Below are 24,474 nucleotides of genomic sequence, written 5' to 3' on the forward strand. Positions count from 1 at the left end.
AACGCCGCAGGCCACGAGAGGAAAGATCCCATGAAAATCACTCTTCATGCGAGCATGTGCGTTGCTTCAGGCAATTGCGGGTTCGTCGCCCCCGAGGTCTTCTCCAACCCGGAGGACAACGGTGGTTTCGCCCAACTCAATGACTCCGCCCCGCCTGAATCGGAATGGGAGGCGGCCGCTGAAGCAGAATTCCTGTGCCCATCCAAGGCGATCCAGATCGACAGACACCAGATACCGCCTCGCTGATCAGCCCCGGTAGTGGTCTGCGATCAACCCCGGTAGTGGTCTGCCAGGATCTTCAGTCCCTCTTCGATGCTGACTCGCGGTGTCCATCCCAGAACCTCCTGGGTGCGGCGCTGGTCGAACCAGTGCGCAGTCGACAGCTGTTCGGCCAAGAACCTCGTCAGGGGAGGTTCATCGTCATGCTCCCCCAGATCCCACACCTTCTCCACAATGGATCCGGCCGCCAGCGCGGGCCCCACGGGAACGCGCAGCTTCGGCACCCCGGCGCCGCCGGCGATGGCGATGCGTGACATGAGCTCCCCGATGGGGCGCGGCTGACCGTTCGTCACCACCAGCGACTCACCGTGCGTGGACGCGACGGCGTCGACGGCGGCGACGATTGCCTCGACCGCATTGTCGACGAACAGGGCATCGACGAGTGGTGCACCCGACCCCAGCACCGGCATCCGGCCGGCCCGCGCGCGATCGATGACGCGCTCCGTCAGCTGAGTGTCGCCTGGCCCCCACATGAGGTGCGGGCGCAGGACGAGGACCTTGAAATCCTCGGAGTCGGCGGCCAAGGCGATGAGCTCACCGGCGGCCTTCGTTCGTGCGTACTCACCGCGCGCCAGTTCGGGGGAGGCCGGGCCCGCGCCCTCGCCGATGATCGAGTCCCCGGTGTGTGCCACAGACGGAGAGGAGATGTGGACCAGCCGCTGCACCCCTGCGGCCACAGCAGCATCGACGAGAGTGCGCGTGCCGCCGATGTTCACGGCCTCGAACTCACTGGGGTCGCCCATCATCGACACCTTCGCTGCCAAGTGCACAACAGCCTCGGCGCCGGTGAGTGCTTCGGCGACGCTGCTCGGATCGGTGACCGACCCGATGACATCTTGAACGCCAGCCACCGAGGAGGGGCGACGCTGCAGAGTCGTGACCTCGTGGCCGCCTGCCACCAGTGCGCGAGCGACGGACGAACCCAGGAGCCCGGAGGCCCCGGTGACGGTGATCTTCATGAGGACTCCTCAGACGGTTGGGATTCAGACCTTGGTACGCACCGAACCGCCGGATAGGACGTGATCGGCCCAGGTGGCCAACCGGGATCGGTCGATCTTCGAATTGTGGCGGATGTCAGTCGGGAACGTGGGAGCGACGAGCACCGCGGTGAGGTCATGTCCGAGGACCTCGGCAACCAGCTCCCGCAATCTCGACGTCAGGTCCAGCGGTGCCAGGCCAGGGGAGAGATCGGTCCCTTCGGCATCGAGGACAGCCACCAGAGACTGTGTCCCGGTCGGGCCGATGCCCACGATCGAAGAACGGCTGACCTGCTCGTCGGAATCGATGAGTGCTTCGAGACCACCGGGGCCCACCGGCCCGCGAGGTGTGGTGACCACATGCTGCAGACGGCCTTCGAGCCAGACCCGGCCCTCGGCGTCGATGTGGCCGATGTCGTTCGTCCGGTGCCAGGTCCGACCGTCGAGGTCATCCCGAGCTGAGGCAGCGGTGGTGGCCCAGAGGTTGTCGTAGCCGGACTTGATGTGGGCGGCGCTGACGACGAATTCGCCCAAACGGCCCTGCGCTTCAACGCCTTGTGCCAGCGCGTCTGCAGACGCACCCGAGTCGTCGATCGCAGCCAGTGCCAACTCGACGCCGTCGATGGGTCGGCCCACGCACACGCCGAGGTTGGACGTGGCAGCTGCCGCGGTGACACCGGCACGGTCGATGTCGGTCAGCAGGAGGCCCTCGGTCATCCCATACGGCGAGTGGATGCTCGCGTTCGGGAACACCTCGGCGATGGAATCCATCAGATCCAGCGGTACGGGAGCCCCAGCCGAGAGCACGAGCTCGACCTGCGCGCATGCGGCCTTCTGCTCCTCATTCAGAGCAGAGGCAGTGGCGGCGACATTCTTGTACGCAGCAGGCGAGGCGAAGACCATCGTGGAATGACCGGCGATGATCGCATCGGAGATGGCGCTGGCTGTCAGTGTCTTCGGTTTGGTCACGGACATGTCCGGAGTGACCGAGGTGGCCCCGATGGCCGGTCCCAGGAGAGCGAAGGGCGGGAACCCGGCGACCAGGCCGGTGCCTTCGTGCACGTCGAAGACTCGGGTCAGGACTGCTGCAAGGGCGGAGATGTCGCCGTGGGTGTAGCGCACGCCCTTGGCCGGTCCCGTCGACCCGGAGGTGAAGAGGATCGCGGCATCGTCGGTGGCTGCCGGGGTGGGCAGCTGCGCGTGGTGTGTGGTGCGCGAAAGCGCGGTCAGGCTGGTCTCGACCTTGAACAGTGTGGCCCGCACCGGTCCCAGAGGGGACACGGAGATGCGCCGGCCGGGCCAGTTGAAGGCTCGGGCGAGGCCGAGTCCAGGCAGTTCCCCGATGATCCACGCCGGATCCGCCGAGGTGGTCGCCCGAGTCATGCCCTTCGGCCCCAGTCCGGCATCGGCGACGACCGCGACGGCACCGATCTTCAGACACGCGTAGAGGGCTGCAGTGAGGTTGTTGCCCGGAGGGACGAGCATAGAGACCCGATCGCCCGGGCGCACTCCGAGTTCGAGCAGGCCGCCTGCGATGCTCGTCGTCACGTGCCAGAGATGACGCCAGGTGATCTGCTGCGCCGGATTCTGTGCGAAGTCCACCGAGGCGATGGATTCGTCATCATGGCGTGCGTCGAGGATCGCGGTGACTCCACGCGCAGGAGCTGCCGCAGTCGTGTTCTCGGCAGCGGATGTGCCGGAGGCGGCTTCAGGTCCAGCATCGTCGACGGGGAACTGCGTCTTCAGCCAGTCGGTCACGACACCGGCCACGTCGTAGTCCTCGCTGACTAAGTGTGAGCCCAGTTCGAAGCGGTGCACGTCGGCCTGGGGCAGGCGCTGACGCAGGTCACGCAGATAGCGTTCGAGGAAGACCGGGTCCTTCGGTCCCCACACCAGGAGGGCAGGGTGCTCGTAGGCCGCGATATCGGCGCCCACGCGCTGCAGCTCCGAGTAGGACGGGTGGTTCTCGTTGACGGGGATGTCGGCGACGAAGCCGCCGATCCCATGGCGCTGTGAGGCGGTCTCATACGGGGAACGGAAGGCGCCCTTGATCTCTGGATCGAGATCCCCGAGGCTCATCGTCACCCGCAGGAACCCGTCGGTGGCCACGGTGGCAGTCGGCAGCATGGGTCCGGCCAAGGTTGCCCGCAGAGGTGCCGGGATCGGGGCGTCCTCGGGTTGGTGGACGGCCGTGTTGAGGCTGATCGAGGCGGAGACGAGATCGGTGTTGCGTGCTGCCCATCCCAGGGACAGGACGCCGCCCCAGTCATGACCGATCGTCACGATCGGATGCTCTGCCGAGGCGGTTGCGTCGTCGGGGGCAGAGCTCCCGGCCTCCTCGGCGAGGAGAGACGTGACGACGGCGTCGAAGTCATCGATGCGCTGGGACATCCGGCGCACCTCGGTGCCGTGCGGAGTCGGCAGAGACTCATGCGCCAGCCGCTCAGAGAAGCCCATGTCGAGCTGGTCGGGAGCGATGAGCCGCCACACGCGTCCACCGGACCGGGCTGTGTCCACCGTTGCCTGGGCAAGATGTCGCCACAGGTACGACCAGGTCGGGTTGCCGTGCAGGGCAAGGATCGTGCCGCTGGGTTCGAGCCCGTCGGCGCGCAGCACCTCGAGGGTGTCGAGGACATGGAAGGAATGCTGCCCGTCGGGTGTCGTGGCCTCGACGATTCGGGACCAGGCCGGGTCCCACTCGGGCAGCTTCGGGGGAGCCTGAGCCGGCCGTGCAGGAAATCTCATTGAACCTCTACCACTCGATTTCGGTCATTGCGGCGTTGAGTCCCGACCCGACTCCCATGCACAGGATGCGGTCGCCGGGTCTGAGGTGTGATGCCTCACGGCTGAGCGTGATCGGCAGGGAAGCCGGTCCCACATTGCCGAGTTCGGGATAGGTGACCGGAATCCGATCGGGATCGAGGTTCGCGGCCTTCGTGATCGAGTTGACGTGCACGTCGGAGACCTGGTGCATGACGTAGCGATCCATCTCGCGCCAGTTCCAGCCGTCCTCGTGGGCTTCTTCCCACGCGGCGACGACGAGTTCCATCCCGCCGGCCAGCAGACCCTTGGTGTCGGTGAACATTCCGTTGTGATCGCCCACGCACAGTTCGTGGTGCTGGGTCGCGGCGCGGGTGATGCCGCCCAGGATGCGGTGGCCTTCCGGGTGCTTGTCGGCTGGCCCGAGGACGGCGGCGGAGGCACCGGATCCCAGTGTCAGGGAGGCGAACTCGTTGAGGTATTCCTCGCGGCTGATGCCGGGCCGGGTCAGTCGGCGCAGTGTGGCCTCTTGGACGCGGGAGGCGTCCTCGCCGGCGACGACGAGGGCGTATTCGATCTGACCGGCGTCGATCATGTTCGCGGCCAGGGTCATTCCGTTGACGAAGCCCAGGCAGGCGTTGGCGATGTCGAAGTTCATCGCCTGGGAGCCCAGGCCGATGCCGGCGTGCACGCCGACGGCCACAGAGGGCTCGAGGTGCTCACGCGTGACCGAGGTGTTGACCATCAGTCCGATCGAGTCGGGGGAGACCCCAGACTCGGCGAGGGCCTTCTTGCCAGCGGCGATCGCACCATCGGCGAACTGATTCGGCTGGTCCCAGTTGCGTCGCGCGTAGACTCCCGCAACGCGCTGCAGCAGCCCGGTCGGCAGGTTGAGCATGGACAGGGTATCGGCGAGGCGATCGTCGAATTCTTGAGAGGTCACTTCGTTCGGGGCGAGGATCTCAGTCAGGCCGAGAAGCGCCACGTTCGAGTGCCGGAATGTTGCGTTGCCATTCGCCAATTGAGGTTCTCATCCCTTTGCGGGTCGTTCGTCGTCGTCTGCTGAGGGCCGATGCGACGCACTCTTGGAGCGCGCCACGACGGGGAAGTCCGGAGACTATCTTATATCCATCAGGCTGAATTGTTTCTCAGCGAGTGAACCAGGTGAATCCGTCATAGGCCGTTCCGGTCGCGCAGAGGAACGCGATCCCGGCCAGAATGATCGACGTCACGGTGTGCGAAACCTTCGAAGACTGGAAGCGAACGGCACGCGAATGGGACATGGGGCGGTCGGTGACGAAGCGTCCGAACTGGACGAAGATGCGCCAGTCCATGACGTCGATGAGTGACTTGGCCGCCAGAGTGAAGACGATGATGCAGCCGACGCCCATGAGGATCAGGAAGATGAAGCCCATGAACCCGAATTCGCGGAAGAACTCGACGACGCGATCGGCGATGGCGGTGGCGAAACCGGTGAATCCTTCGCTGAAGGGCAGTGCGGCGAAGGAATCGGTGATGCGGCCCAGTGTGAATCCGTCGCGTTCGGTCTGCTCGGCACCGATGAACATGGCGACGGAGGCGGCCAGGGCCACGAGGAGGTTGATGATGGTGATCGTCGAATTGTCCGGCCAGAATTCGAGGGACTTCAGCGTGTAGGTCGATGCCAATGCCACGCAGATGATCGCGCCGGCCAGCGCGCCTACCGTAGCGGGGAGGAGGAGATTGTTGAAGAACACGAACGCGATGACGGCGATGAGGGCGGCGCCGAAGATATACGTGAACACCGCCAGCGTGTCACCGTTCGAGGAGGTGGCCGCGCGACGGTTCGTCTCGACCATCTGCCCCGACTGGCCGATGTTGTCTCTGAGTTCAGCCTTCGTGGCCCGTGGATCGGTGTCGGCCTCGGTCGCGGGCAGCACACGAGTCTCGTCCTCGCTCATGCCGTAGACGCGCTCGGGCTGCTGGGGATAGGCGCGAGTCGTCTGATCGTCGGCCTGCGTCGGCTGATTGTAGGCACGCGTCGACTGGTCGTAGGAGCCGCCTCGCGGTCGCGCGCCCGGCGCGTAGCCCTGCTGACCGTAGCCACCGGGGCCGTACCCGGGCTGCTGCGGTGCCTGTCCTCCCTGGGGCCGACGCTGCGGAGCCGGCTGCCATCGCCCGATTCGGGACGCGATCAGGTAGATGATGAGAACGACGAGTGCTGCGAGAACTCCGATTGAGATGCTGGCTCCGAGCTCGCTCATGAGGGACTTCCTGGGGATGGACAACGATGGTCGTGTGCTCAGTCTAAGGAGAATCGGCCAGGTAATCACGTTTGAGCGCCGCAACACACCCGGCGACCGGTCAAGACGCACCCGAGAATGGCATCGGTGCCCCAGCGCGCGGGTAGGGTGAGATCACGACCGGATATGACCTCGGCACTGCCGAGGGCCGCCCAGCATTCGAAGGAGAATCGCGATGAGCAACGCCCAGGCATTCACGACATCGGCCATGCCCTTGGACCAGCAGATCGTCCTCATTACAGGGGCCGGCCGCGGGGTCGGATCATCCATCGCGAAGGCCTTCGCCCACGAGGAATCAGCGCTCGTCATCAACTACCGCTACTCTGCCGAAGCAGCGGAGGAACTCGCCGAGGCGGTCCGTGCTCGCGGTGGGCGTGCAGTGGCCATCGAGGCCGATGTCACCGACTCGCGAGCCGTCGATGCGATGTTCGCTGCCGCACACGCTGAGTTCGGGGCGCCGGTGTCGACCGTGGTCAACAACGCCCTCATCGACTTCTCCTTCAACGGTGACGAAAGGCAGCCGGCGGATGAGATCGACTTCTCAGATTTCGCCGACCAGTTTCGCGGCGCTGTCGGTGCCGCGCTCAACACCGTCCAGGCCGCGATGAGCGGATTCCGCGAGATCGGATCGGGACGGGTCATCAACATCGGATCCAACCTGGTGCAGAACCCGGTCGTGCCCTACCACGACTACACCGCGGCGAAGGCGGCGCTGCTGTCGCTGACCAGGACCTTTGCCAAGGACCTCGGGCCGGCGGGAGTCAGAGTGAATATGGTCTCCGGTGGACTGCTGCGCACGACCGATGCCTCCTCAGCGACTCCGGAAGAGGTCTTCGACCAGATTGCGGCCCAGACTCCGCTGGGGCATGTGACGACTCCGGAGGAATTCGCCTCGGCGGTGGTGTTCTTCGCATCACCGGCCTCACGAGCGGTGACGGGGCAGAACCTCGTCGTCGACAACGGCCTGGTGATGGGCTGAGGCGCCAACGGCAAGCCCAACACATTCAACTGAACCGTCGCCGGGAGCCGACCCTACCGTTGAGAGCCGACTATAGCGGCGGCGGGCGACTTCAGGGAGTCGGCCCTCAACGGTGCGGTCGGCTTTCGGCAATGTGTTTCTTGATGGCAGAAAACATGTCGCTGCGGAAGAGGTCGGCCCAGACCAAATTGAATACCGCGAACCCGGCATTGGTCAGCCGCATGTGCCGAGCGTGGTTGTCCTTGCTTGCTCGATCCGGTCCATTCTCATTGAGGTAGTACTTGCCCAGGCCGTGGAACTCCACGATCAGCGGAAGTCGTGCGTGCTTGAAGTCGCACCTGCCGAGAAACTTCCCAGTGCGATCGTGCACCGCTACCTGCGGAAGCATCTCTGCAATCGAGAATCTGTGGAACTTCACTGCACAGAGTGACTCGCCCTGGGATTCGTGCAGCGGATCGGACAGCTCGAGGCCCTGTTTCGCAACTCTGCACCCTCTTCGCCGAATCTTCATCTGATCGAGAAGCTCGGGCTTGCTGATGTTGCCGACCCGAAGGGCCTCGGAAATCATCGGAACCGAAACCTCCAACGGGTAGTCATGAGCGATGTCGGAAAGTGTGCGCGACAGACCTGTGACCGGAAACTCGCCGACAGTGGCCCGGTCCGCCAGGGGAACCGTGCGGTCATAGATGCGCAATGTAGAGAAGTTCTCGTGGTATCCGGTGCGGATGATCTCGGCCTGGTCGGTTGCCGGGAACGGCGGGCGAATGCCGTGAATCAGTGCAGCAGAGATGTGCGAGTAGACATCATCGGAGCGGAGCTCGAACAGTCGCGAACGAATCAATGGCTTGAGGTTTTCGCTCCGGTCTCGGATGTCGCCAAAAGTCTTGGGATAAGAGATCGGCTCGGCAGCCCCAGGCGAGTGCAGAACGGCATGTTGCGGTGAACTGCAAGGGCGGACCACAGCATAGTGCCCACGCCGAATTCTTCGCAGGCAACACTGCTGCGCTCGGCGGACATCGTCATCGGTCAAGCCGAATCTGAGCAGGTCCTGCTTAATGTAAACCTGAACCATTTAAAGATAATGGCATCGAAACACACTAAATGCAATGAAACTGCACAAAAAGACGCCAAGGCGTCCACAGACTCCGCTCCACCGATAGCCCCGAAATTGTCGAGAGCAGACCGGAGCGCCGTCGGGCGACTTCAGGGAGTCGGCTTTGGCCGGTGCCGTCGGCTTTCGGCGCCGCGGTCTGCTTTCGACGTTTGTTGGGTGAGAGATGGGATTGGTGGGCGATTGGTTTGGTGGCTTTGGGGTTCGTTGAGGTGGGAACGAGCATCGGGAGTCAGGCCCGGAGTCAGGCCCGGAGCCAGATCCGGAGCCAGACCCGGAGCCAGACCCGGAGCCAGACCCGGAGCCAGACCCGGCGTCACACTCGGTCGAGGAACGCCAGGCTGCGGTCGAGGAGCAGCTGTGCGCTGTCCTCTCGGTAGTCAGCGACCAGCGGATCGCTGAAGAGGTGGCTGCCGCCTGGGTAGAGGAAATACTCCGCCTGTGCCCCCGCTCGGGCAGCTGACTCCAGCAGAGTCTGTGGCGCAACTGCGTCTCTCCACTCGTCATCGACGGAGAAGTGGATCTGGACGGGCACATTCTCCTGCCATCGCGTGGGCTTGGGGAAGCCGCCGCCGTGGAAGAGGAGCGCGCCGCGTGCCCGCGCGTCGTTCTTGCCCAGCTGCTGGGCGATGCCGGCCCCGAGGGAGAGCCCGGCGAAGACGATCTCACCGGTCAGGTCAGCACAGGCCGCGGCTGCCCGATCGACGAGTCGAGAGAACCCGACGTCCTGCGAGTGACCGACCCCGGCCTCGGCGGTGGTGAACGTGCGTCCCTCGTAGACATCGGGGGCGAGCACGGTGTGCCCGGCGGCTCTGTAGCGATCGGCGATCGCTTCGATGCCGGGAGTCTTGCCCAGCGCGGAATGGAGCAGAACGAGGGTTGCCATGGAGATCTCCTGGTGTCTCAGTTGAATACAGCTCTGCCGAGGCTCGAGGTTTGTCTCAGCGGCTGCGGCCGTGCGGGATGGCGAAGGAGTCGGCCTGTGCCGTCTCCCAATCGGCAGCCCATTCAGCGGGAGCGCCGTTGATCAGTTCGCCGGGCTTGAGCCAGTCGTAGAGCCGAGCGTAGGACCAGGACTCAGACTCCGAGACATTGCGACGCAGCATCGTCGGTTCCAACTCATCCGGATGGGCCACGCCCATCGAAGCCATCAGGCGCACGGCCTCGGTGACAGTGCCGTCGTGGTAGTTCTTCACGCGAGTCGACTTGTCGGGAACATCGATGGCGCGAGCTCGACGAGGATCCTGCGTGGCCACGCCGACGGGGCACTTGCCTGTGTGGCAGACCTGAGCCTGAATGCAGCCGACGGCCATCATCATGGCGCGAGCTGCCATCGTGAAGTCGGCGCCCTGGATGAGTCGCTTGACGATGTCGGAACCGGCCGCGATCTTCCCTGCCGCACCGATCTTGATGCGATCCCGCAGTCCCGCACCCATGAGCGCGTTGTGGACGATCATCAGGCCCTGCGTCAGGGGCAGGCCGACGTGGTTCTCGAATTCGAGCGGCGCAGCTCCCGTGCCGCCTTCAGAGCCGTCGACGATGATGAAGTCTGGAGTGATGCCGGTCTCGACCATTGCCTTGCAGATACCGAGGAATTCGGTGCGCGAACCAACACAGAGCTTGAAACCGGCAGGCTTGCCGCCCGAGAGCTTTCGCATCTGCTCGATGAACTGCAGGAGCTCGATCGGCGTCGAGAACACGGTGTGGTTCGGTGGGCTGACACAGGTCTTGCCGACGGGAATGCCGCGGATCTCTGAGATCTCCTCGGTGACCTTCGGGCCGGGCAGGACGCCGCCGAGGCCGGGTTTGGCACCCTGGGAAAGCTTGAGTGAGACCATCTTGACCTGTGGGTCCTGTGCCTTCTGCGCGAAGACGTCCGGAGCGAATTCGCCCTCGGGGGTTCGGCAGCCGAAGTAGCCGGTGCCGATCTCCCAGATCAGGTCGCCGCCGAACTCCTGGTGGTAGGGCGTGATCGAGCCTTCTCCGGTGTCCTGGGCGAACCCACCCAGGGCCGCGCCTTTGTTGAGCGAGCGCACCGCATTGTCACTCAGCGATCCGAAGCTCATGGCCGAGACGTTGAGAAGCGAGATGTCATAGGGCTGTGTGCATTCCGCACCGCCGACACGGATCCGCGGGGGAGTCGGGGAGCTCGTGATCGGAACCGTGGAGTGCATGAGGGCCTCGTAACCCGTGCGATTAACATCGCGTTCAGTGCCGAAGGCGCTTTCGGAGTGCTTGCCTTTGGCGCGTTCGTAGATTATTGCGCGAGTGTTGCGATTGTACGGACGGCCATCCCAGTTCCGCTCGATGAAGTACTGCTGGATCTCTGGGCGAATCGACTCGAGCAGATACCGTGCGTGACCGGCGACCGGATAGTTGCGCAGGATCGAATGCTTCTTCTGGGTCACATCCCAGGCGGCGAGGGCGCCGAGGCCGAGCGCTGAGACGGCGGCAGCGGCCTGAGCCACGCGCTTTCCTGTTGAGTCTCCTCCGAGCTGACTGACCATGGGGAACCGACCTTTCCTTGAGCTTCTTCGGTCTGTGCTTGATGCGAGCCTAAACCGAGAACACGGGGATTTCAGGAAAGGGTGGGCTAAATTTCCGACCGTCTGGCTCAGAGTAGTCGTGTGAGCAGCGCCTGGACCAGTTCATCGAGCTGGAGGGAGTAGCCGATGATGAGGAGGAAACCTGTGGCAATCCACGCGACTTCTTTCCAGGAGTCGTAACCGCTGAGGGGGCGGTTGTCGTAGCGAAGTCCGCCGGCCATGACGATGACGAGGTCGATGACCCACCACAGGCCCAGTCCGCCGAGGCTGACCAGCTTGAGCCCGCCGGTGAGGAAACGTCCCGTGTAGAGGCGGTCGGCACCGAGGAATCCCAGCAGGAGCGATAGGAGCCAGGTGACGAAGAAGGAGCGGTTGGGATGATTGCGCTCGGCCTCATTGTCGGAGTTCGGTCGTTTCATGGAACCCGGACGTTCAAGGGAATCAAGGGAATTGATGGGGCCGAAGGGGTCGATGGAGGGCAGTTCGGGGACCAGAGGCGACACGGACACGGTGTTCTCCTTCTCTTGCGTCGCCGTTCTCCGTGAAGCGAGCGACGTGATGTGATCGACATGCCGCGGAGAGCCGGGGGATGGGCGTCAGGTGAGGGACCTGAGTACAGCCTAGGAAACACGTGAGTGTTCGCGCATTGGGGTTTTCCCCAGTATCGGCATAGCGTTGGATCTATGAGTACTGGTGAGCCGAGCGCGACGAGTACTCGGCGAACCATCGTGGCGGTGTTCCTGGCCGGAGTCTCGGTCTTCCTCGTGCTCTATGAGACGCAGGGACTGCTCCCCGCCATCCGCGGCGCCTACGACATCGACGCTCCCACAGCGAGCCTGACGGTCTCCGCCACCAACGTTGCCATGGCCGTCTTCCTCATCCCGTTCTCCGTGCTCGCCCCGCGCATCGGGCATGCCAGGCAGATCGCCGGCGGGGTGGTCCTGGCCGCGCTCCTCGCGCTCATCCTGCCGTTCATGCCGAGCCCCGAACTGCTCATCGCCGTCCGCTTCCTCCAAGGCGTGGCGATCGCCTCGGTGCCTGCCACCGCAATGGCCTATCTTTCGCTGCGGCTGCCGGCTCAGGCACTGCCCGGCGCGATCGGCGTCTACATCGCCGGCAACACGATCGGCGGACTCGCCTCCCGGCTCCTGACCGGTCTTGCCGCGGAGGGCCTCGGCTGGCACGGCGGCCTGGCGTTCACCGCGGCAGTCTCTCTGGTCTTCGGGCTCATCGTGGTCTGGCTGCTCCGCCACGATCTCTTCACCACCTCACGAGTGATCGCCGCCCGCGAATCCTCGGCGACCGCGGACACCGCACAGCCACCTCGGCGGGCGACCATTCCGCTGGGATCGGGGCTGTGGCGGATCTACCTCACCGGCTTCCTGTGCATGATCGTCTTCGGCGGGTCCTTCACGATGCTCGGCACTCGGCTGCAGCACGATCCCTGGCGGCTGAGCGAAGGCGCGGTCGCACTGTTCTTCCTCATCTACCTCGTCGGCACCGTTGTCACCACGTATTACGGTCGGTTGGCCACGAGGCTCTCGCGCACCTCGTTGACACTGATCGGGATGGTCACAGCACTTGTCGGCGCCGGACTCACTCTCGTCGATCAGCTGCCGGTGATCGTCATCGGCATGTCCCTGCTCACCGGCGGCTTCTTCCTCGGCCACACGGGCGCATCCGCGTCAGCCAGCGCCTCACGGCCCGGTGTCGACTCCACCCGATCGGCGGCCATCTATCTCACCGTCTACTATCTGGGCACCAGCCTGGGCGCCTGGCTGTCGGCGGTTCTGTTCACCGATTTCGCGTGGCCGGGCGTGGTTGTCATGTGCATGACCTCATTGTTCGCCGTTCTGATCTTGACGTTGACCGGGGCTTCGATAGGGTTCAAGAAACGCAGCTGATCATTCGTTCAGCTTTGGAACCGGAGGACTTCATGCCCCACGCAGCACATTCGAACGTCACCTATACAATCGACCGGGGCGTCGCCCATGTGGAGATCGACCGCGCCGAGAAGCTCAACTCACTGACCAGAGAGGTGTTCGAAGACCTCGTCGAGGTCGGCCTCGCGCTCAGGGAATCGACTGAGGTCAGGGCCGTCGTGCTCTCCGGCCGCGGGCGGGCGTTCAGTGCTGGCCTGGACTTCACCGAGATGTCCAGGCTCGCGGAGGAAGGCACCGCGACGACCTCCGCCGAGGCGGGTGCGGGGTCCGAGTCATCGACCGAAGGCGCCGTCGACGTGGGTGAGCGGCTCGGGTCCGCTCGGGCACTGGCGCAGAAAGCCGTGCACGTGTGGTCCCTGATCGAAGTTCCGGTCATCGCCGGACTCAGGGGTCCGGCGCTCGGCGGTGGGATGCAGATCGCGCTGGGCACGGACATCCGCATCGCCGGACCCGACGTCCAGCTTTCGCTGATGGAGATCAAATGGGGGATCATCCCGGACATGTGCGGGACTCAGCTGCTGCCGCGCCTGGTCGGACCCGGAACGGCGAAGAAGCTCATCGCCACAGGCGAGGCCATCGGCGCCGAGGAGGCGCTGCGGATCGGTCTCGTCGAAGAGCTGGCCGAGGACCCGGTCGAGCGAGCTCTCGAACTTGCCGCCGACATCGCGGGGAAATCACGCTCGGCACTCGTGTGGGCGAAGAAGCTCGTGGACCTCTCCTATGAGGCTGACCTGGCCACGGGCCTCGATGCAGAGCAGGAGGCGCTGGCCTCCCTGATCGGCACCGACGAGCAGCGCGAGGTCGTCACAGAACGGCTGGCGCGCATGGCCAAGCGGTCGAAGGGCTGAGGCGCAGCGATGCAGTTGTGATGTGCGGGCTGCTCAGCTGACGGCCCGCCGCGGCTCAGCCGTGACGACCCTGCGAGGCTCAGCCGTGCTTGCCGGGGAACTCCGGGCGGACCGGGTCGATGCTCCGGTCGGATCCGACGACCTCGGCGACGGTGTCGAACATGTCGAGCTCGCGCATGAGCACGAGTGTCGGGCGCATCAGCTTCAGACGCTCCTCGGCTTCGGCGGTCAGGATCTGGGCCACCGACATCCATTCACTCGAATGCGCCTCGGTGGTCTGATGATGGGCCGACTCAAGGTCGCCGGCCGAGAGCGCGTAGAAGTAGGTGTCGAATCGCTTCGGTCGCCCCGCCGGGGTCACCCAGTTCGCCCACGGCTTCAGCCCTGCCGGGTCGAGCACGGCTCCTGTCTCCTCTTCGACCTCACGCACAGCGGTGGCAAGCAGGATGCGCCAACCATCGGCCACCTCGGCGATGGTGGAGTCCTTCCACGCTGCCTGATGACTCTGCGGATCGGGGACCGCGATGGAGGCCGCGGTCTGCTCATCGATGGGATCGACGCGGCCGCCGGGGAAGACGACGACGCCGGCTGCGAAGTCCATCGTCGATACCCGGTGCTGGACGAAGACCTCGAGCCCGGTGGCACCGTCGCGGATCATGAGCACGCTGACGGCGGGCTTGATCGGCACGGCCGAGGGGTCGGGCACATCGGGTCCGCTGCTGGAGGAATCGGCGAGGTCCGAACGGTCGGACCCCTCGGGGGAGATATCTCGAATCACTGTCAGCACCTTCGCTTCTGTGTCTGGTCGTCACCTTCCATTATGACTCTGACTGTTGTCCTCGACGGAGGTGGGGTGGGCTGCTGGGGCGATCTCCTGAGGATTCGTGCGGCAGGATACGATGGTGCCAGATGAGAACGACGACGAATTTCTCAGGGCAGCTTGGCTCTGGTGCCTGGGTGTCTGAGCGCGGCACCGGGCGTTGACGGCCCGAAGACCGGAAGAGTAAGGACATGACCGGATTGGAGAACTATCTTTTCTTCTCAATCGATCAGGCGTGGCCGAACTGGCTGATTGTCACCCTTCTGGCGATCGACATGATCATCCGCATCGTTGCGCTGGGCTGGATTCCGCACAATCGCAGACCATCTGTCGCGCTCGGCTGGCTGCTCGCAATCTTCCTCATCCCCTATGTCGGGATTCTCGCGTTCCTGCTGCTCGGCTCAGCGAAGCTGCCGAAGAGGCGGCGGGACAAACAGGTGCTCGTCAACGACATCTTCCGGGACCAGACCGATGATCGGGCGATCATCGGCGACTCCAGCCACATGCCCGAACCGCTGAGCACCGCAGCGCAGCTGAACTACGATCTGGGCGCGCTGCCGATGACGCACGGCAACGCCTTCGACCTGCAGATCGACAACCATGCGTGCATGGAGGCGATGGCCGACGAGATCGATGCGGCCACCCGGTTCGTCCACTTCGAGTTCTACATCGTCGCCATCGATGACACGACGAGGCGGCTCTTCGAATCGCTGCTGGCCGCGCACGAGCGCGGGGTGGAGGTGAGAATCCTCATCGACCATCTGGGCTCATTGGGATATCCCGGCTACTCGGAGCTGGTCAAGCGGCTCAACTCATCGGGAGTGGCGTGGCGCCGAGCCCTGCCGATCCGTCCTTGGAAGGGCGAATACCAGCGACCCGACCTGCGCAACCACCGGAAGATCCTCGTCGTCGACGGCGAAGTCGCCTTCACCGGGTCGCAGAACATCATCGACCGGTCCTACAACAAGCGACGCAACCTGCGGAAGGGCTTCCAATGGATGGACCTGTCGCTGAAGTGCACAGGCCCAGTCGTCGATGAACTCGATGCGGTCTTCATCACGGACTGGTATTCGGAGACGGGGGAACTCTTCGACGAAGCCTCGCAGGGGGAACTCCGGGCCCCGCAGAACGGCGGTATCCAGGCGCAGGTGGTGCCGTCGGGACCAGGGTTCGAAGACGAGAACAATCTGCGTCTGTTCAACCACCTCATCTACAACGCGAACCGCAGCGTCGTCGTCTGCTCACCGTACTTCGTGCCCGACGAATCACTCATGCACGCGCTCACGACGGAGGCCCGGTCCGGAGTCGACGTGCGCCTGTATGTGGGGGAGACGAGCGACCACTGGGTGACGCAACGAGCCCAGCAGTCCTATTACGCCGATCTGGTGCGCGCCGGAGTCCGAATCTTCCTCTACCACGCCCCGACCGTTCTGCATTCGAAGTTTCTCTTGATCGACGATGAAGTGTCGATCATCGGATCCTCGAACATGGATGAGCGATCGTTCGCGATGAATATGGAGGTCACAATGTTCATCGTCGACAAGGAGTTCACCCAGCGGATGTACGACCTCGAAGCGCAGCGATACGCGCCGAACTCCGTCGAGCTCGACGCCGAACGCTGGAACGATCGGCCGCTGCTGCACAAGTATGTGGAGAACGTCGCCAGGCTCACGAGCTCGCTGCTCTGAACTGCCACGAGCTCGCTGCTCTGAACTTCGCGGGATAAGACAACGCTCCCGCCCACTGATCAGTGTGCGGGAGCGTCGTCTCTTACGAGCCTCAGGTGTCTTCGGAGAGTCCGGATGGGCCTTCGTCATCGAGATCGCGCATGGGGTCTGCCATGACATCGTCCTTGACCTCAGGGGTGCCCGTGGAGGTGCCACCTGGGGTCCCAGCGGACTTGCTGCCCGTGGAGGCTGCACCGGCTCCAGCAGCACCGGTGCCTGCTGTGCCGGCTCCAGCGGCGGAGTTGACCTTGTCGGCTGCTGTCTGCACAGCATCGGCGACGGCCGGTGACTTCTCGCGGATCGACTGGTTGGCCTTCTCGACGGTGTCCTGCACTCGCGGGTCGGCCCAGAGATCCTGTGCCTGGGCCTTGAGCTTTTCGTAGCTCTGACGTCCGGTGCGTGATCCGAGCACGTAACCGACTCCCAGACCTGCCAGGAGAATCAATCGCTTCTTCATTTTCCTGCTCTCCTTCTCAGCTTGCCGTGACTGCATGCAACACGTGTGAGTGCGCAGACCGACGATGATCGACGATCGTGCGCATCGGCACTGTGCCCTGGTTCACCACCTTATACTGCCGATGGTTCCACAGTGAAAGGATATCGTCCCAGATCTGTGGAGAAGATACAGTTCTTCGACGTTCAGTCCACCGTGGGCTGCTGCTGGGTGATGCAGTGGATCCCACCGCCGCGGGCGTAGAGTTCGCGTGCATCGACGCCGACGACCTTGCGCCCTGGGTACACCTTCTCGAGCACGGCGACCGCTTCGGCGTCCATCGGATCGTCGAAGGTGCAGGCGATGACCCCGTCATTGGTGACGAGGTGGTTGACGTAGGAGTAGTCGACCCAGTCGTCATCATCGCGCAGCACCTCGGGGGCCGGAATCGGCACGACGTCGAAGGGTTGGCCTTCGGCAGTGGTCTCGGCGGTGAATCGGGTCTTGAGCTGCTGAGAGAATTCGAAGTCCGGGTGTTCGGGATTGCGCTGATCGTGGATGAGGATGACGCCCGGGCTGGGCATGGCCGCGACGATGTCGACATGGCCGCGCGTGCCGAAGGTCTGATTGTCGCGGTAGAGGCCGTGGTCGAGCCAGATGACCTTCTTCGCCCCGATGGTGCGGGCGAATTCGGCCTCCACCTCGGCCTCGGTCAGGTCGGGATTGCGACCAGGATCCAGCTGTACGCTGCGCGTGGCCAACACGGTGCCCTGTCCGTCGACGTGGAAGCCGCCGCCCTCATTGCGCAGCTGGGAATCCACGATCGGGACGCCTGCCTGGTTCGCGACGAAGACGCCGATGTGCTCATCGTGATCCCACTTCGCCCACTCCTGGGCACCCCAGCCGTTGAACACCCAGTCCACCGCGTGCAGTGCACCGTTGTCGTCGACGACGAAGCTCGGTCCGATATCGCGCATCCACGCATCGTCGAGTTCGGCATTGACCACAGTGATCGGATGGCTGATCCCCTCGCCGAGGTGGCGGCGGGCATTGTCCGTCTGCGAGGTCGAGACCACGACGGTCACCGGAGTGAACTCGCTGGTGGCACGCGCCACCGCGGCCCAGGTGCGGCGGGCGGCTTCGGCCTCGTCCTCGGTGTCGCCCAAGGCATAGCCGGAGGATGGGAACGCCATCCAGATGCGGTCATGGGCAGCGGTTTCCGCGGGCATGTGAAACGTCATCGTTCATCCCTTCGAGTCTGGCTGACTGGTGAGTCTCGTGGTCGGTTGAGCTTCGCACCGCAGTGAACTCTCCCCGGTGCCGCAGGCAGCAGTTGGCTTGTCCCGAGTGTAGCGAGGTTCGGCTCGTGGGGGTCAACGGATTCCGTACCTCCCGGGCCCCGTCTGCGGCGGGAGAAGTCCGTATAGTCTGGCGTGGAAGACAGGACGCCTGGATATCAGGGGTCGAACGCGCCATGGGAGGCAGCACGTGGAACAGCAGGATCTGCAGGAATTGTTCGGTCGGTCCGGGACCGGCCCGTTGGCGGGAGTGGTCGTCGCCGATTTCTCGCGTGTGCTGGCGGGGCCCTACGCGACGATGATGCTTGCCGACCTCGGTGCCACAGTGATCAAGGTCGAGGGCAGGACCGGTGACGATACACGGCACTGGGCGCCACCTCGGCGAGGTGATGATGCGACGTATTTCCTCACGGCGAATCGGAACAAGCATTCCGTGGTCCTTGACTTCAAGGACGATGAGGAGCTGGGTCTGGCGCAGGAGCTGGCCAGACGGGCCGACATTCTGGTTGAGAATTTCAAGGCCGGCGGGCTGGCGAAGTACGGGCTCGACTACGACACCGTCAAGGTCGAGAATCCGGGCATCATCTACGCCTCGGTGACTGGATTCGGCCGCGACAACCCGCAACCCGGTTACGATCTGCTCATCCAGGGACTGTCGGGTTTCATGAGCGTGACCGGTTCGCAGGAGTCGGGCCCGGTCAAGGCAGGGGTCGCCGTCGTCGACGTGTTCACCGGCTTGCACACGACCGTCGGCATCCTCGCCGCGCTCGCCCACCGCAAGGACACCGGTGAGGGGCAGCTGGTGGAGACGAACCTCCTGTCCTCAGCACTGTCGGGGCTGGCGAACCAGACCTCGGCGTACGTGGCCGGCGGTGTCGTCCCGCAGGCCATGGGCAACGCTCACCCGAGCCTGTACCCCTACCAGCCGATGCCCACCGCCGAGGGGCAGATCATCATCGCCGTCGGCAACGACAACCAGTTCCGTTCGCTTGCGGCGGTGCTGGGCCATCCCGAGTGGGCCGAGGATGAACGCTTCGCGAACTTCTCCGACCGCAACGAGAACCGGGCCGAACTCGAGCCCGAACTCATCGCTGCGCTGAGTGAGAAGACGAATCAGGAATGGTTCGACATCCTGTCGGACGCCGGTCTGCCGTGCGCTCCGATCAACACGATCGCCCAGGGTGTCGACCTGGCGAGTTCGCTGGGTCTCGAGCCCGTCGCCGAGGCGGGGGCCGGGGACCGTGTGATCCCGACGGTGGCCAATCCGATCCGTCTGTCCCAGACCCCGCCCAGCTACGATCTCGCGCCCCCGCAGCTGGGGGAGAGCACGGAGGCAGTCAAGGACTGGCTGCGCGGCCCGCGCTGAGCTCAGTCATTTCGCCGTCATTGTTTGGGTCATACCCGGAGCGTTGTCCGGGTCACACCCGGAGTCATGCCCAGCATTGCCCGTGTGTCGGCTCCGGCTGATGGCAGTCATGCGTTCTCACAGCTGTTCTGGCAGGTCGGGTTCGTGAAACACGGGGGATGCTCGGGCTGAACTTCCGGATTCACTGACGTACCCTAGAGTCTGTATGAATGCACCCTAGCCACTGGGGAGATCCTGAGCAGTCCAGTTCTGGTCAAGGCGGATTTCGCAAAGTGGCGCACCAGATTCCAGGACTGAGATGGACACAGACAAGACTGAGACGAAGGCCGCCAAGCGGCCGGTCGTCAAACGCGTGCTGATGGTTGTGGCCATGCTGCTGACAGCGTTTCACCTGCTCGCAAGCTTCCTTTGGATCGCTCCGTCGTCGACGGCGCGGGAAGTCTTCCCGGGGAACCTCCTCTCCGAGTACATGATTCCGTTGTGGGGCCAGTCGTGGAGCGTCTTCGCACCCGAACCGATCAACGGCGACTACTACTTCGATGTTCGCGCGGTCGTGAAGACTCCCGACGGTGGAGAAGAGGTCACCGATTGGGTGCGTGCCACCGATGTCGAACTCGACCATTCGACCTACAAGCTCTTCCCGCCACGCTCGGCCGGGCTGGGCATCGGGGTCGCCTCCGACATCAAGGGGTCGTGGGAGGACCTGCCCAACGATCAGAAGGCGATCGTCAAGCTCGACTACTTCAAGGGTGCTGATTCCGTCGACCGGTTGACGACGAAGTTGGAAGAGTACGACGATCCCGACGGCGCCGTGGACGGATATCTGGAAAGCGAGCACCTGGCCACGGCCTACGCGACTCAGGTGGCCAAAGCGATCTGGGGTGAGGACGTCCAGCGCGTCCAGTACCAGGCGTCGAGACAGAATGTTGTGCCGTTCGCACAGCGCAACGACGACGGTGCCGAACGGCCGAACGTCCAGCCGGTTCCGGTCGGCTGGAGAGCACTGGTGACCGAACCTCACCAGTCCGATGAGGAGTTCGCGAAGTACTTCTGTGCCTCCGACGAAGTGAGGTGCGCAGATGAGCAGTGACAAGGACACCCGCGTCAAGGGCGAAGAAGTCAAGGGCGAAGACATCGGCGCGCACGGATCGAAGTCCGGGAAGGCAGAGCCGACGAAGACTGCGGCGCCGACGACAGCGGATTCGAACGAGCATATTCCGATGTCTTCCCGTGTTCTTGGGAGCATCTCGCGAGGCTGGAATTGGCTGGAGGAGATGCTGACCGGTCGCTATCACGCGACATACGGCCTCGCGGTGACGCGTATCCTCATCGGCGTGACCGGACTCGGCCTGCTGCTGACGAACTTCAATGCCAGGCACTATGCCTTCGGCGTGGGCAGCGCCTGGAACGGGGAGATCGCCGAACCCAAGAGCGACTTCCCGAACATCTGGCTGTTCTCGCTCTTCCACAGAGCGGTGACCAACCCGCCGCTCTTCACCGTCATGATCATCGGTCTGGCCATTCTCGCCGTCGTCATCATCCTCGGATGGCGGACCCGCATCGTTCTGCCGTTCTACCTGGTCCTGTGGGTGAGCTTCATCGAGCTCAACGACGGTGCCGGCGATCAGGGCGACAACGCCTATCGCATGTTCATGATCGCGATGCTCTTCGCCGACACCACCCGGCGGTGGTCGCTGGATGCCAGGCGCAAGAGACAGCAGAACCCGGAGTTCCCTGAGACCGACGGCGGCAGCTACCGCTGGGCCCTCATCATGGCCAACAACCTCGCGATCGTCGTGCTGGCCTTCCAAGTCTGTGCGATCTACATGTCGGGTGGACTGTACAAGGCAGGCGGTGCCGCATGGCAGCACGGATTCGCGGTGTACAACCCGCTGCACACACAGCAGTTCGGAACCTGGCCGGTGCTCTCGGACCTGCTCACGGCCTGGGGGCCGATGGTCGTCGCCGTCTCTTGGGCCTCGGTCCTGTTCCAGTGCGCGTTCCCGTTCATGCTGTTCAACCGGTACACGCGAATCGTAGGCTTGGTGGGCATCCTCTCCTTCCACCTGGGAATCGCCCTGCTGATGGGACTGCCCTGGTTCTCGCTGACGATGATCGCCGTCGACGCCATCTTCATCCGCGATCGCAGCTTCGAAAAGCTCCACAAACTGGTGGGACGCTGGTGGGCGTCGACCACCGACGGCATGGAACGCGCGAAGGCGAAGCCCTCGCGCTGAGCGCGTGAGCGTCGTGAGCGCGTTGGATCTGAGGCTCGCGGTCTGCGGAAACGTTGGTGAATCACCAGTCGAAGTCAGACTGAGTGGGTTGCAACCCACTCAGTCTGACTTCGACTGTCGCTGGGCGCCGGGACGCTCTGCTTCGGCAAGCGCCGCACGCCCCGCGCCGCACGCCCCGGGCACATCACCGCTTCGGGCGCAGCTCCAGGCCGGTGGTTTCCGGATCCTCGGGCAGGCCGATGACGATGTCGTCGCCGTCGGCCACGTCGCCGGACAACAGTCCGCGGGCCAACTTGTCTCCGATCTCGCGTTGGACCAGCCTGCGCAGAGGGCGGGCGCCGAAGGCAGGGTCGTAGCCTTCGAGGGCGAGCCAGTCCTCGGCGGCATCGGTGACCTCGAGCGTGATCCGCCGTTCGGTCAGGCGAGACGCCAGTCGCTGGATCTGCAGGTCGACGATCGAGGACAGTTCCTCGGTGCTCAGCGCATCGAAGAGCACGATGTCGTCGAGGCGGTTGAGGAACTCGGGTTTGAACGTCGAATTCACGACGCCCAGCACCGCATCCTTCTGCTCCTGGGCACTCAGCGACTTGTCGACGAGGAACTGCGAACCCAGGTTCGAGGTCAGGATGAGGATCGTGTTCCGGAAGTCGACCGTGCGTCCCTGACCATCGGTGAGGCGACCGTCGTCGAGGACCTGCAACAGGATGTCGAAGACGCTCGGGTGCGCCTTCTCCACCTCGTCGAGAAGGACGACGGAGTAGGGACGACGACGCACAGCCTCGGTGAGCTGACCGCCCTCGTCATACCCGACATAACCCGGAGGAGCACCGACGAGACGGGACACGGTGTGCTTCTCCCCGTACTCACTCATATCGATCCTGATCAGGGCCTTCTCATCGTCGAAGAGGAAGTCCGCGAGGGACTTCGCCAGCTCCGTCTTGCCGACGCCCGTGGGTCCGAGGAACAGGAACGAACCGGTCGGGCGGTCAGGGTCGGCGATGCCGGCACGTGAGCGACGGATCGCATCGGAGACCGTGCCCACGGCACTCTTCTGGCCGATGAGACGCTTGCCGAGGACATCCTCGGCGCCCAGCAGCTTCTCGATCTCGCCTTGGAGCAGACGGCCTGCGGGGATGCCCGTCCAGGACGCGACGACCTCGGCGATGTCGTTGCTCGAGACACGGTCGCTGACCATCGGATCGGTCTCGGATTCGGCATTCGCCTCCTCCGCTTCGGCGAGGTCGATCTCCTTCTGCACGGCTGGGATCTCCCCATACAGCAGGCGGGATGCAGTCTCTAAGTCCGTGTCGCGCTGAGCCTTGTCGGCTTGGGAACGCAGCTCGTCGAGCTTCGTCTTGAGCTCGCCGACGCGGTTGAGGCCGGCACGCTGGGATTCCCAGGTGGCCTCGAGGCCGTGCAGCTCCTCTTCCCGATCGGCCAGATCTGCACGCAGGGCACCGAGGCGCTCCTTCGAGGCCGTGTCCGTTTCCTTGGACAGGGCCATGTCCTCCATCTTCAGGCGGTCGACGGTGCGGCGGAGCTCATCGATCTCGACCGGAGCCGAGTCGATCTCCATGCGCAGCCGGGATGCTGCCTCGTCGACGAGGTCGATGGCCTTGTCCGGCAGCTGACGTCCGGTGATGTAGCGATTGGACATCGTTGCTGCGGCGACGAGCGCTCCGTCGTTGATCGAGACCTTGTGGTGGGCTTCGTAGCGTTCTTTGAGTCCACGCAGGATCGCGACAGTGTCCTCGACGCTGGGTTCTCCGACGTAGACCTGCTGGAACCTGCGTTCCAGAGCCGGATCCTTCTCGATGTTCTCGCGGTACTCGTCGAGCGTGGTCGCGCCGACGAGGCGCAGTTCACCGCGGGCGAGCATCGGCTTGAGCATGTTGCCGGCGTCCATCGCGGAGTCTCCGGTGGCGCCGGCGCCGACAACGGTGTGGAGCTCATCGATGAACGTGATGATCTGACCGTCGGCGTTCTTGATCTCCTCGAGGACGGCCTTGAATCGCTCCTCGAATTCGCCGCGGTACTTCGCTCCGGCGACCATCGCGGACAGGTCGAGGCTGATCAGCGTCTTGTTGCGCAGGGATTCGGGTACGTCTCCGGCCACGATCCGCTGGGCCAGTCCTTCGACGACGGCGGTCTTGCCGACGCCGGGCTCGCCGATGAGGACAGGGTTGTTCTTCGTCCTGCGTGAGAGGACCTGGATGACCCGGCGGATCTCCTTGTCGCGTCCGATCACCGGGTCGAGTTTGGCCTCACGCGCGGTGGCCGTGAGGTCGACGCCGTACTTCTCCAGGGACTGCATCGTGTCCTCGGGATTCTCCGAGGTGACCTTCTTGCCTCCGCGCAGCTCCGGCAGAGCCGCCAACAGGGCATCGCGACCGGCACCATTGCGGCGCAGGGCTTCACCTGCGCCGTCCTTGCCTGCGGCGGCGGCGAGCAGCAGGTGCTCCGTCGACACGAACTGGTCGCCGAGGCTGGTCATCTCCTCCTGCGCAAGATTCATCATCTCGAGTCCGGCCCGTGACAGCCCGGGTTGGGACACGGTCTGACCGCTGACGGTGGGGAAGCCTTCGATGGCCGAGCGGACCTCTGCCAGCACGGTTCGTGTGTCGGCACCGACCTTCGTCACCAGGTTCGAGGCCAGCGAGTCCGGCTGGTCCAGAAGGGCCGCGACCAGGTGGGCGGGCTCGATCTGATTGTTCCGCCGAGCCACGACGTCATTGATGGCCGATTGCACCATCTCGCGAGATTTGGTTGTCAGCTGTGCGTCCATGCGCATCTCCTTCACAAATGTTCTTCGCAGCTGTTCTGTGAACAGCTTTTGCTCTCGAAGAGTTCAACACCAACAAAGTTGAG

Annotated in this window: 20 protein-coding genes; 8 read left to right on the forward strand and 12 right to left on the reverse strand. The window is 64.2% G+C overall.

The window, feature by feature from the left end; translation table 11 throughout:
- Positions 1 to 30 precede the first annotated feature (30 nt).
- Complete coding sequence (locus tag JFC13_RS03835; protein WP_198395790.1) at positions 31 to 246, forward strand: ferredoxin; 216 nt, start codon at positions 31 to 33, stop codon at positions 244 to 246.
- Positions 247 to 269: 23 nt separating this feature from the next.
- On the opposite strand, the gene JFC13_RS03840 is transcribed toward JFC13_RS03835, so the two are convergent.
- The 4 genes from JFC13_RS03840 to JFC13_RS03855 form a co-directional block, all read right to left on the reverse strand.
- Complete coding sequence (locus JFC13_RS03840; protein ID WP_198395791.1) at positions 270 to 1,238, reverse strand: NAD-dependent epimerase/dehydratase family protein; 969 nt, start codon at positions 1,236 to 1,238, stop codon at positions 270 to 272.
- Positions 1,239 to 1,262: 24 nt separating this feature from the next.
- Entirely contained in the window at positions 1,263 to 4,001 is a 2,739-nt protein-coding gene (locus JFC13_RS03845) for an alpha/beta fold hydrolase (RefSeq protein WP_198395792.1), read from the reverse strand.
- A gap of 7 nt (positions 4,002 to 4,008) precedes the next feature.
- On the reverse strand, positions 4,009 to 5,037 hold the full coding sequence (locus JFC13_RS03850; protein WP_198395793.1) for a 3-oxoacyl-ACP synthase III: 1,029 nt from the start codon (positions 5,035 to 5,037) through the stop codon (positions 4,009 to 4,011).
- Positions 5,038 to 5,164: 127 nt separating this feature from the next.
- A complete protein-coding gene (locus JFC13_RS03855; protein WP_198395794.1) occupies positions 5,165 to 6,259 on the reverse strand; it encodes a VIT1/CCC1 transporter family protein in 1,095 nt (364 codons plus the stop codon).
- 214 nt (positions 6,260 to 6,473) lie between these two features.
- On the opposite strand from JFC13_RS03855, the gene JFC13_RS03860 reads away from it, so the two are divergent.
- Complete coding sequence (locus tag JFC13_RS03860) at positions 6,474 to 7,277, forward strand: 3-oxoacyl-ACP reductase (protein ID WP_198395795.1); 804 nt, start codon at positions 6,474 to 6,476, stop codon at positions 7,275 to 7,277.
- A 106-nt stretch (positions 7,278 to 7,383) separates the two neighbouring features.
- On the opposite strand, the gene JFC13_RS03865 is transcribed toward JFC13_RS03860, so the two are convergent.
- The 4 genes from JFC13_RS03865 to JFC13_RS03880 all read right to left on the reverse strand — a co-directional run bounded on the left by JFC13_RS03865 (position 7,384) and on the right by JFC13_RS03880 (position 11,443).
- The gene (locus tag JFC13_RS03865; protein WP_232488174.1) at positions 7,384 to 8,118 is read right to left on the reverse strand and encodes a hypothetical protein; all 735 of its coding nucleotides are present in this window, start codon (positions 8,116 to 8,118) and stop codon (positions 7,384 to 7,386) included.
- A gap of 586 nt (positions 8,119 to 8,704) precedes the next feature.
- Positions 8,705 to 9,274 carry a dienelactone hydrolase family protein gene (locus tag JFC13_RS03870; RefSeq protein ID WP_198395796.1) on the reverse strand — a complete coding sequence of 190 codons (570 nt, stop codon included), beginning with the start codon at positions 9,272 to 9,274 and terminating at the stop codon, positions 8,705 to 8,707.
- 55 nt (positions 9,275 to 9,329) lie between these two features.
- Positions 9,330 to 10,895: an FMN-binding glutamate synthase family protein gene (locus JFC13_RS03875; protein ID WP_198395797.1), complete on the reverse strand. Its 1,566-nt coding sequence runs from the start codon at positions 10,893 to 10,895 to the stop codon at positions 9,330 to 9,332.
- A 107-nt stretch (positions 10,896 to 11,002) separates the two neighbouring features.
- Positions 11,003 to 11,443, reverse strand: coding sequence for a TM2 domain-containing protein (locus JFC13_RS03880; RefSeq protein ID WP_332839328.1), 441 nt, complete (start codon positions 11,441 to 11,443; stop codon positions 11,003 to 11,005).
- A gap of 174 nt (positions 11,444 to 11,617) precedes the next feature.
- Between JFC13_RS03880 and JFC13_RS03885 the strand changes: the two genes are divergently transcribed.
- Together JFC13_RS03885 and JFC13_RS03890 are read left to right on the forward strand one after the other, a co-directional pair.
- A complete protein-coding gene (locus JFC13_RS03885) occupies positions 11,618 to 12,838 on the forward strand; it encodes an MFS transporter (RefSeq protein ID WP_198395798.1) in 1,221 nt (406 codons plus the stop codon).
- 32 nt (positions 12,839 to 12,870) lie between these two features.
- Complete coding sequence (locus JFC13_RS03890) at positions 12,871 to 13,725, forward strand: enoyl-CoA hydratase-related protein (protein WP_198395799.1); 855 nt, start codon at positions 12,871 to 12,873, stop codon at positions 13,723 to 13,725.
- A gap of 79 nt (positions 13,726 to 13,804) precedes the next feature.
- Here JFC13_RS03890 and JFC13_RS03895 read toward each other — a convergent pair whose 3' ends face one another.
- On the reverse strand, positions 13,805 to 14,503 hold the full coding sequence (locus JFC13_RS03895) for an NUDIX hydrolase (RefSeq protein WP_198395800.1): 699 nt from the start codon (positions 14,501 to 14,503) through the stop codon (positions 13,805 to 13,807).
- 233 nt (positions 14,504 to 14,736) lie between these two features.
- Between JFC13_RS03895 and cls the strand changes: the two genes are divergently transcribed.
- Positions 14,737 to 16,233, forward strand: a complete 1,497-nt coding sequence (gene cls, locus JFC13_RS03900) for a cardiolipin synthase (RefSeq protein WP_198395801.1) — start codon at positions 14,737 to 14,739, stop codon at positions 16,231 to 16,233.
- A 91-nt stretch (positions 16,234 to 16,324) separates the two neighbouring features.
- On the opposite strand, the gene JFC13_RS03905 is transcribed toward cls, so the two are convergent.
- Positions 16,325 to 16,729, reverse strand: a complete 405-nt coding sequence (locus tag JFC13_RS03905; protein ID WP_198395802.1) for a YtxH domain-containing protein — start codon at positions 16,727 to 16,729, stop codon at positions 16,325 to 16,327.
- A 182-nt stretch (positions 16,730 to 16,911) separates the two neighbouring features.
- Positions 16,912 to 17,946, reverse strand: a complete 1,035-nt coding sequence (locus JFC13_RS03910) for an agmatine deiminase family protein (RefSeq protein WP_232488175.1) — start codon at positions 17,944 to 17,946, stop codon at positions 16,912 to 16,914.
- Positions 17,947 to 18,193: 247 nt separating this feature from the next.
- Between JFC13_RS03910 and JFC13_RS03915 the strand changes: the two genes are divergently transcribed.
- The 3 genes from JFC13_RS03915 (at position 18,194) to JFC13_RS03925 (ending at position 21,606) form a co-directional block, all read left to right on the forward strand.
- Positions 18,194 to 19,369 (forward strand): CaiB/BaiF CoA transferase family protein, encoded by a 1,176-nt coding sequence (locus tag JFC13_RS03915; RefSeq protein ID WP_198395804.1) that lies wholly within the window; start codon positions 18,194 to 18,196, stop codon positions 19,367 to 19,369.
- Positions 19,370 to 19,667: 298 nt separating this feature from the next.
- Entirely contained in the window at positions 19,668 to 20,459 is a 792-nt protein-coding gene (locus tag JFC13_RS03920) for a DUF5819 family protein (protein ID WP_198395805.1), read from the forward strand.
- Complete coding sequence (locus JFC13_RS03925; protein WP_198395806.1) at positions 20,449 to 21,606, forward strand: HTTM domain-containing protein; 1,158 nt, start codon at positions 20,449 to 20,451, stop codon at positions 21,604 to 21,606. Before JFC13_RS03920 ends, JFC13_RS03925 begins: the two co-directional genes overlap by 11 nt.
- A gap of 184 nt (positions 21,607 to 21,790) precedes the next feature.
- Here JFC13_RS03925 and clpB read toward each other — a convergent pair whose 3' ends face one another.
- Complete coding sequence (gene clpB / locus JFC13_RS03930; RefSeq protein WP_198395807.1) at positions 21,791 to 24,391, reverse strand: ATP-dependent chaperone ClpB; 2,601 nt, start codon at positions 24,389 to 24,391, stop codon at positions 21,791 to 21,793.
- Positions 24,392 to 24,474 lie beyond the last annotated feature (83 nt).

Origin of the sequence: Brevibacterium antiquum (assembly GCF_016107655.1) — a bacterium.
Classification (GTDB): domain Bacteria; phylum Actinomycetota; class Actinomycetes; order Actinomycetales; family Brevibacteriaceae; genus Brevibacterium; species Brevibacterium antiquum.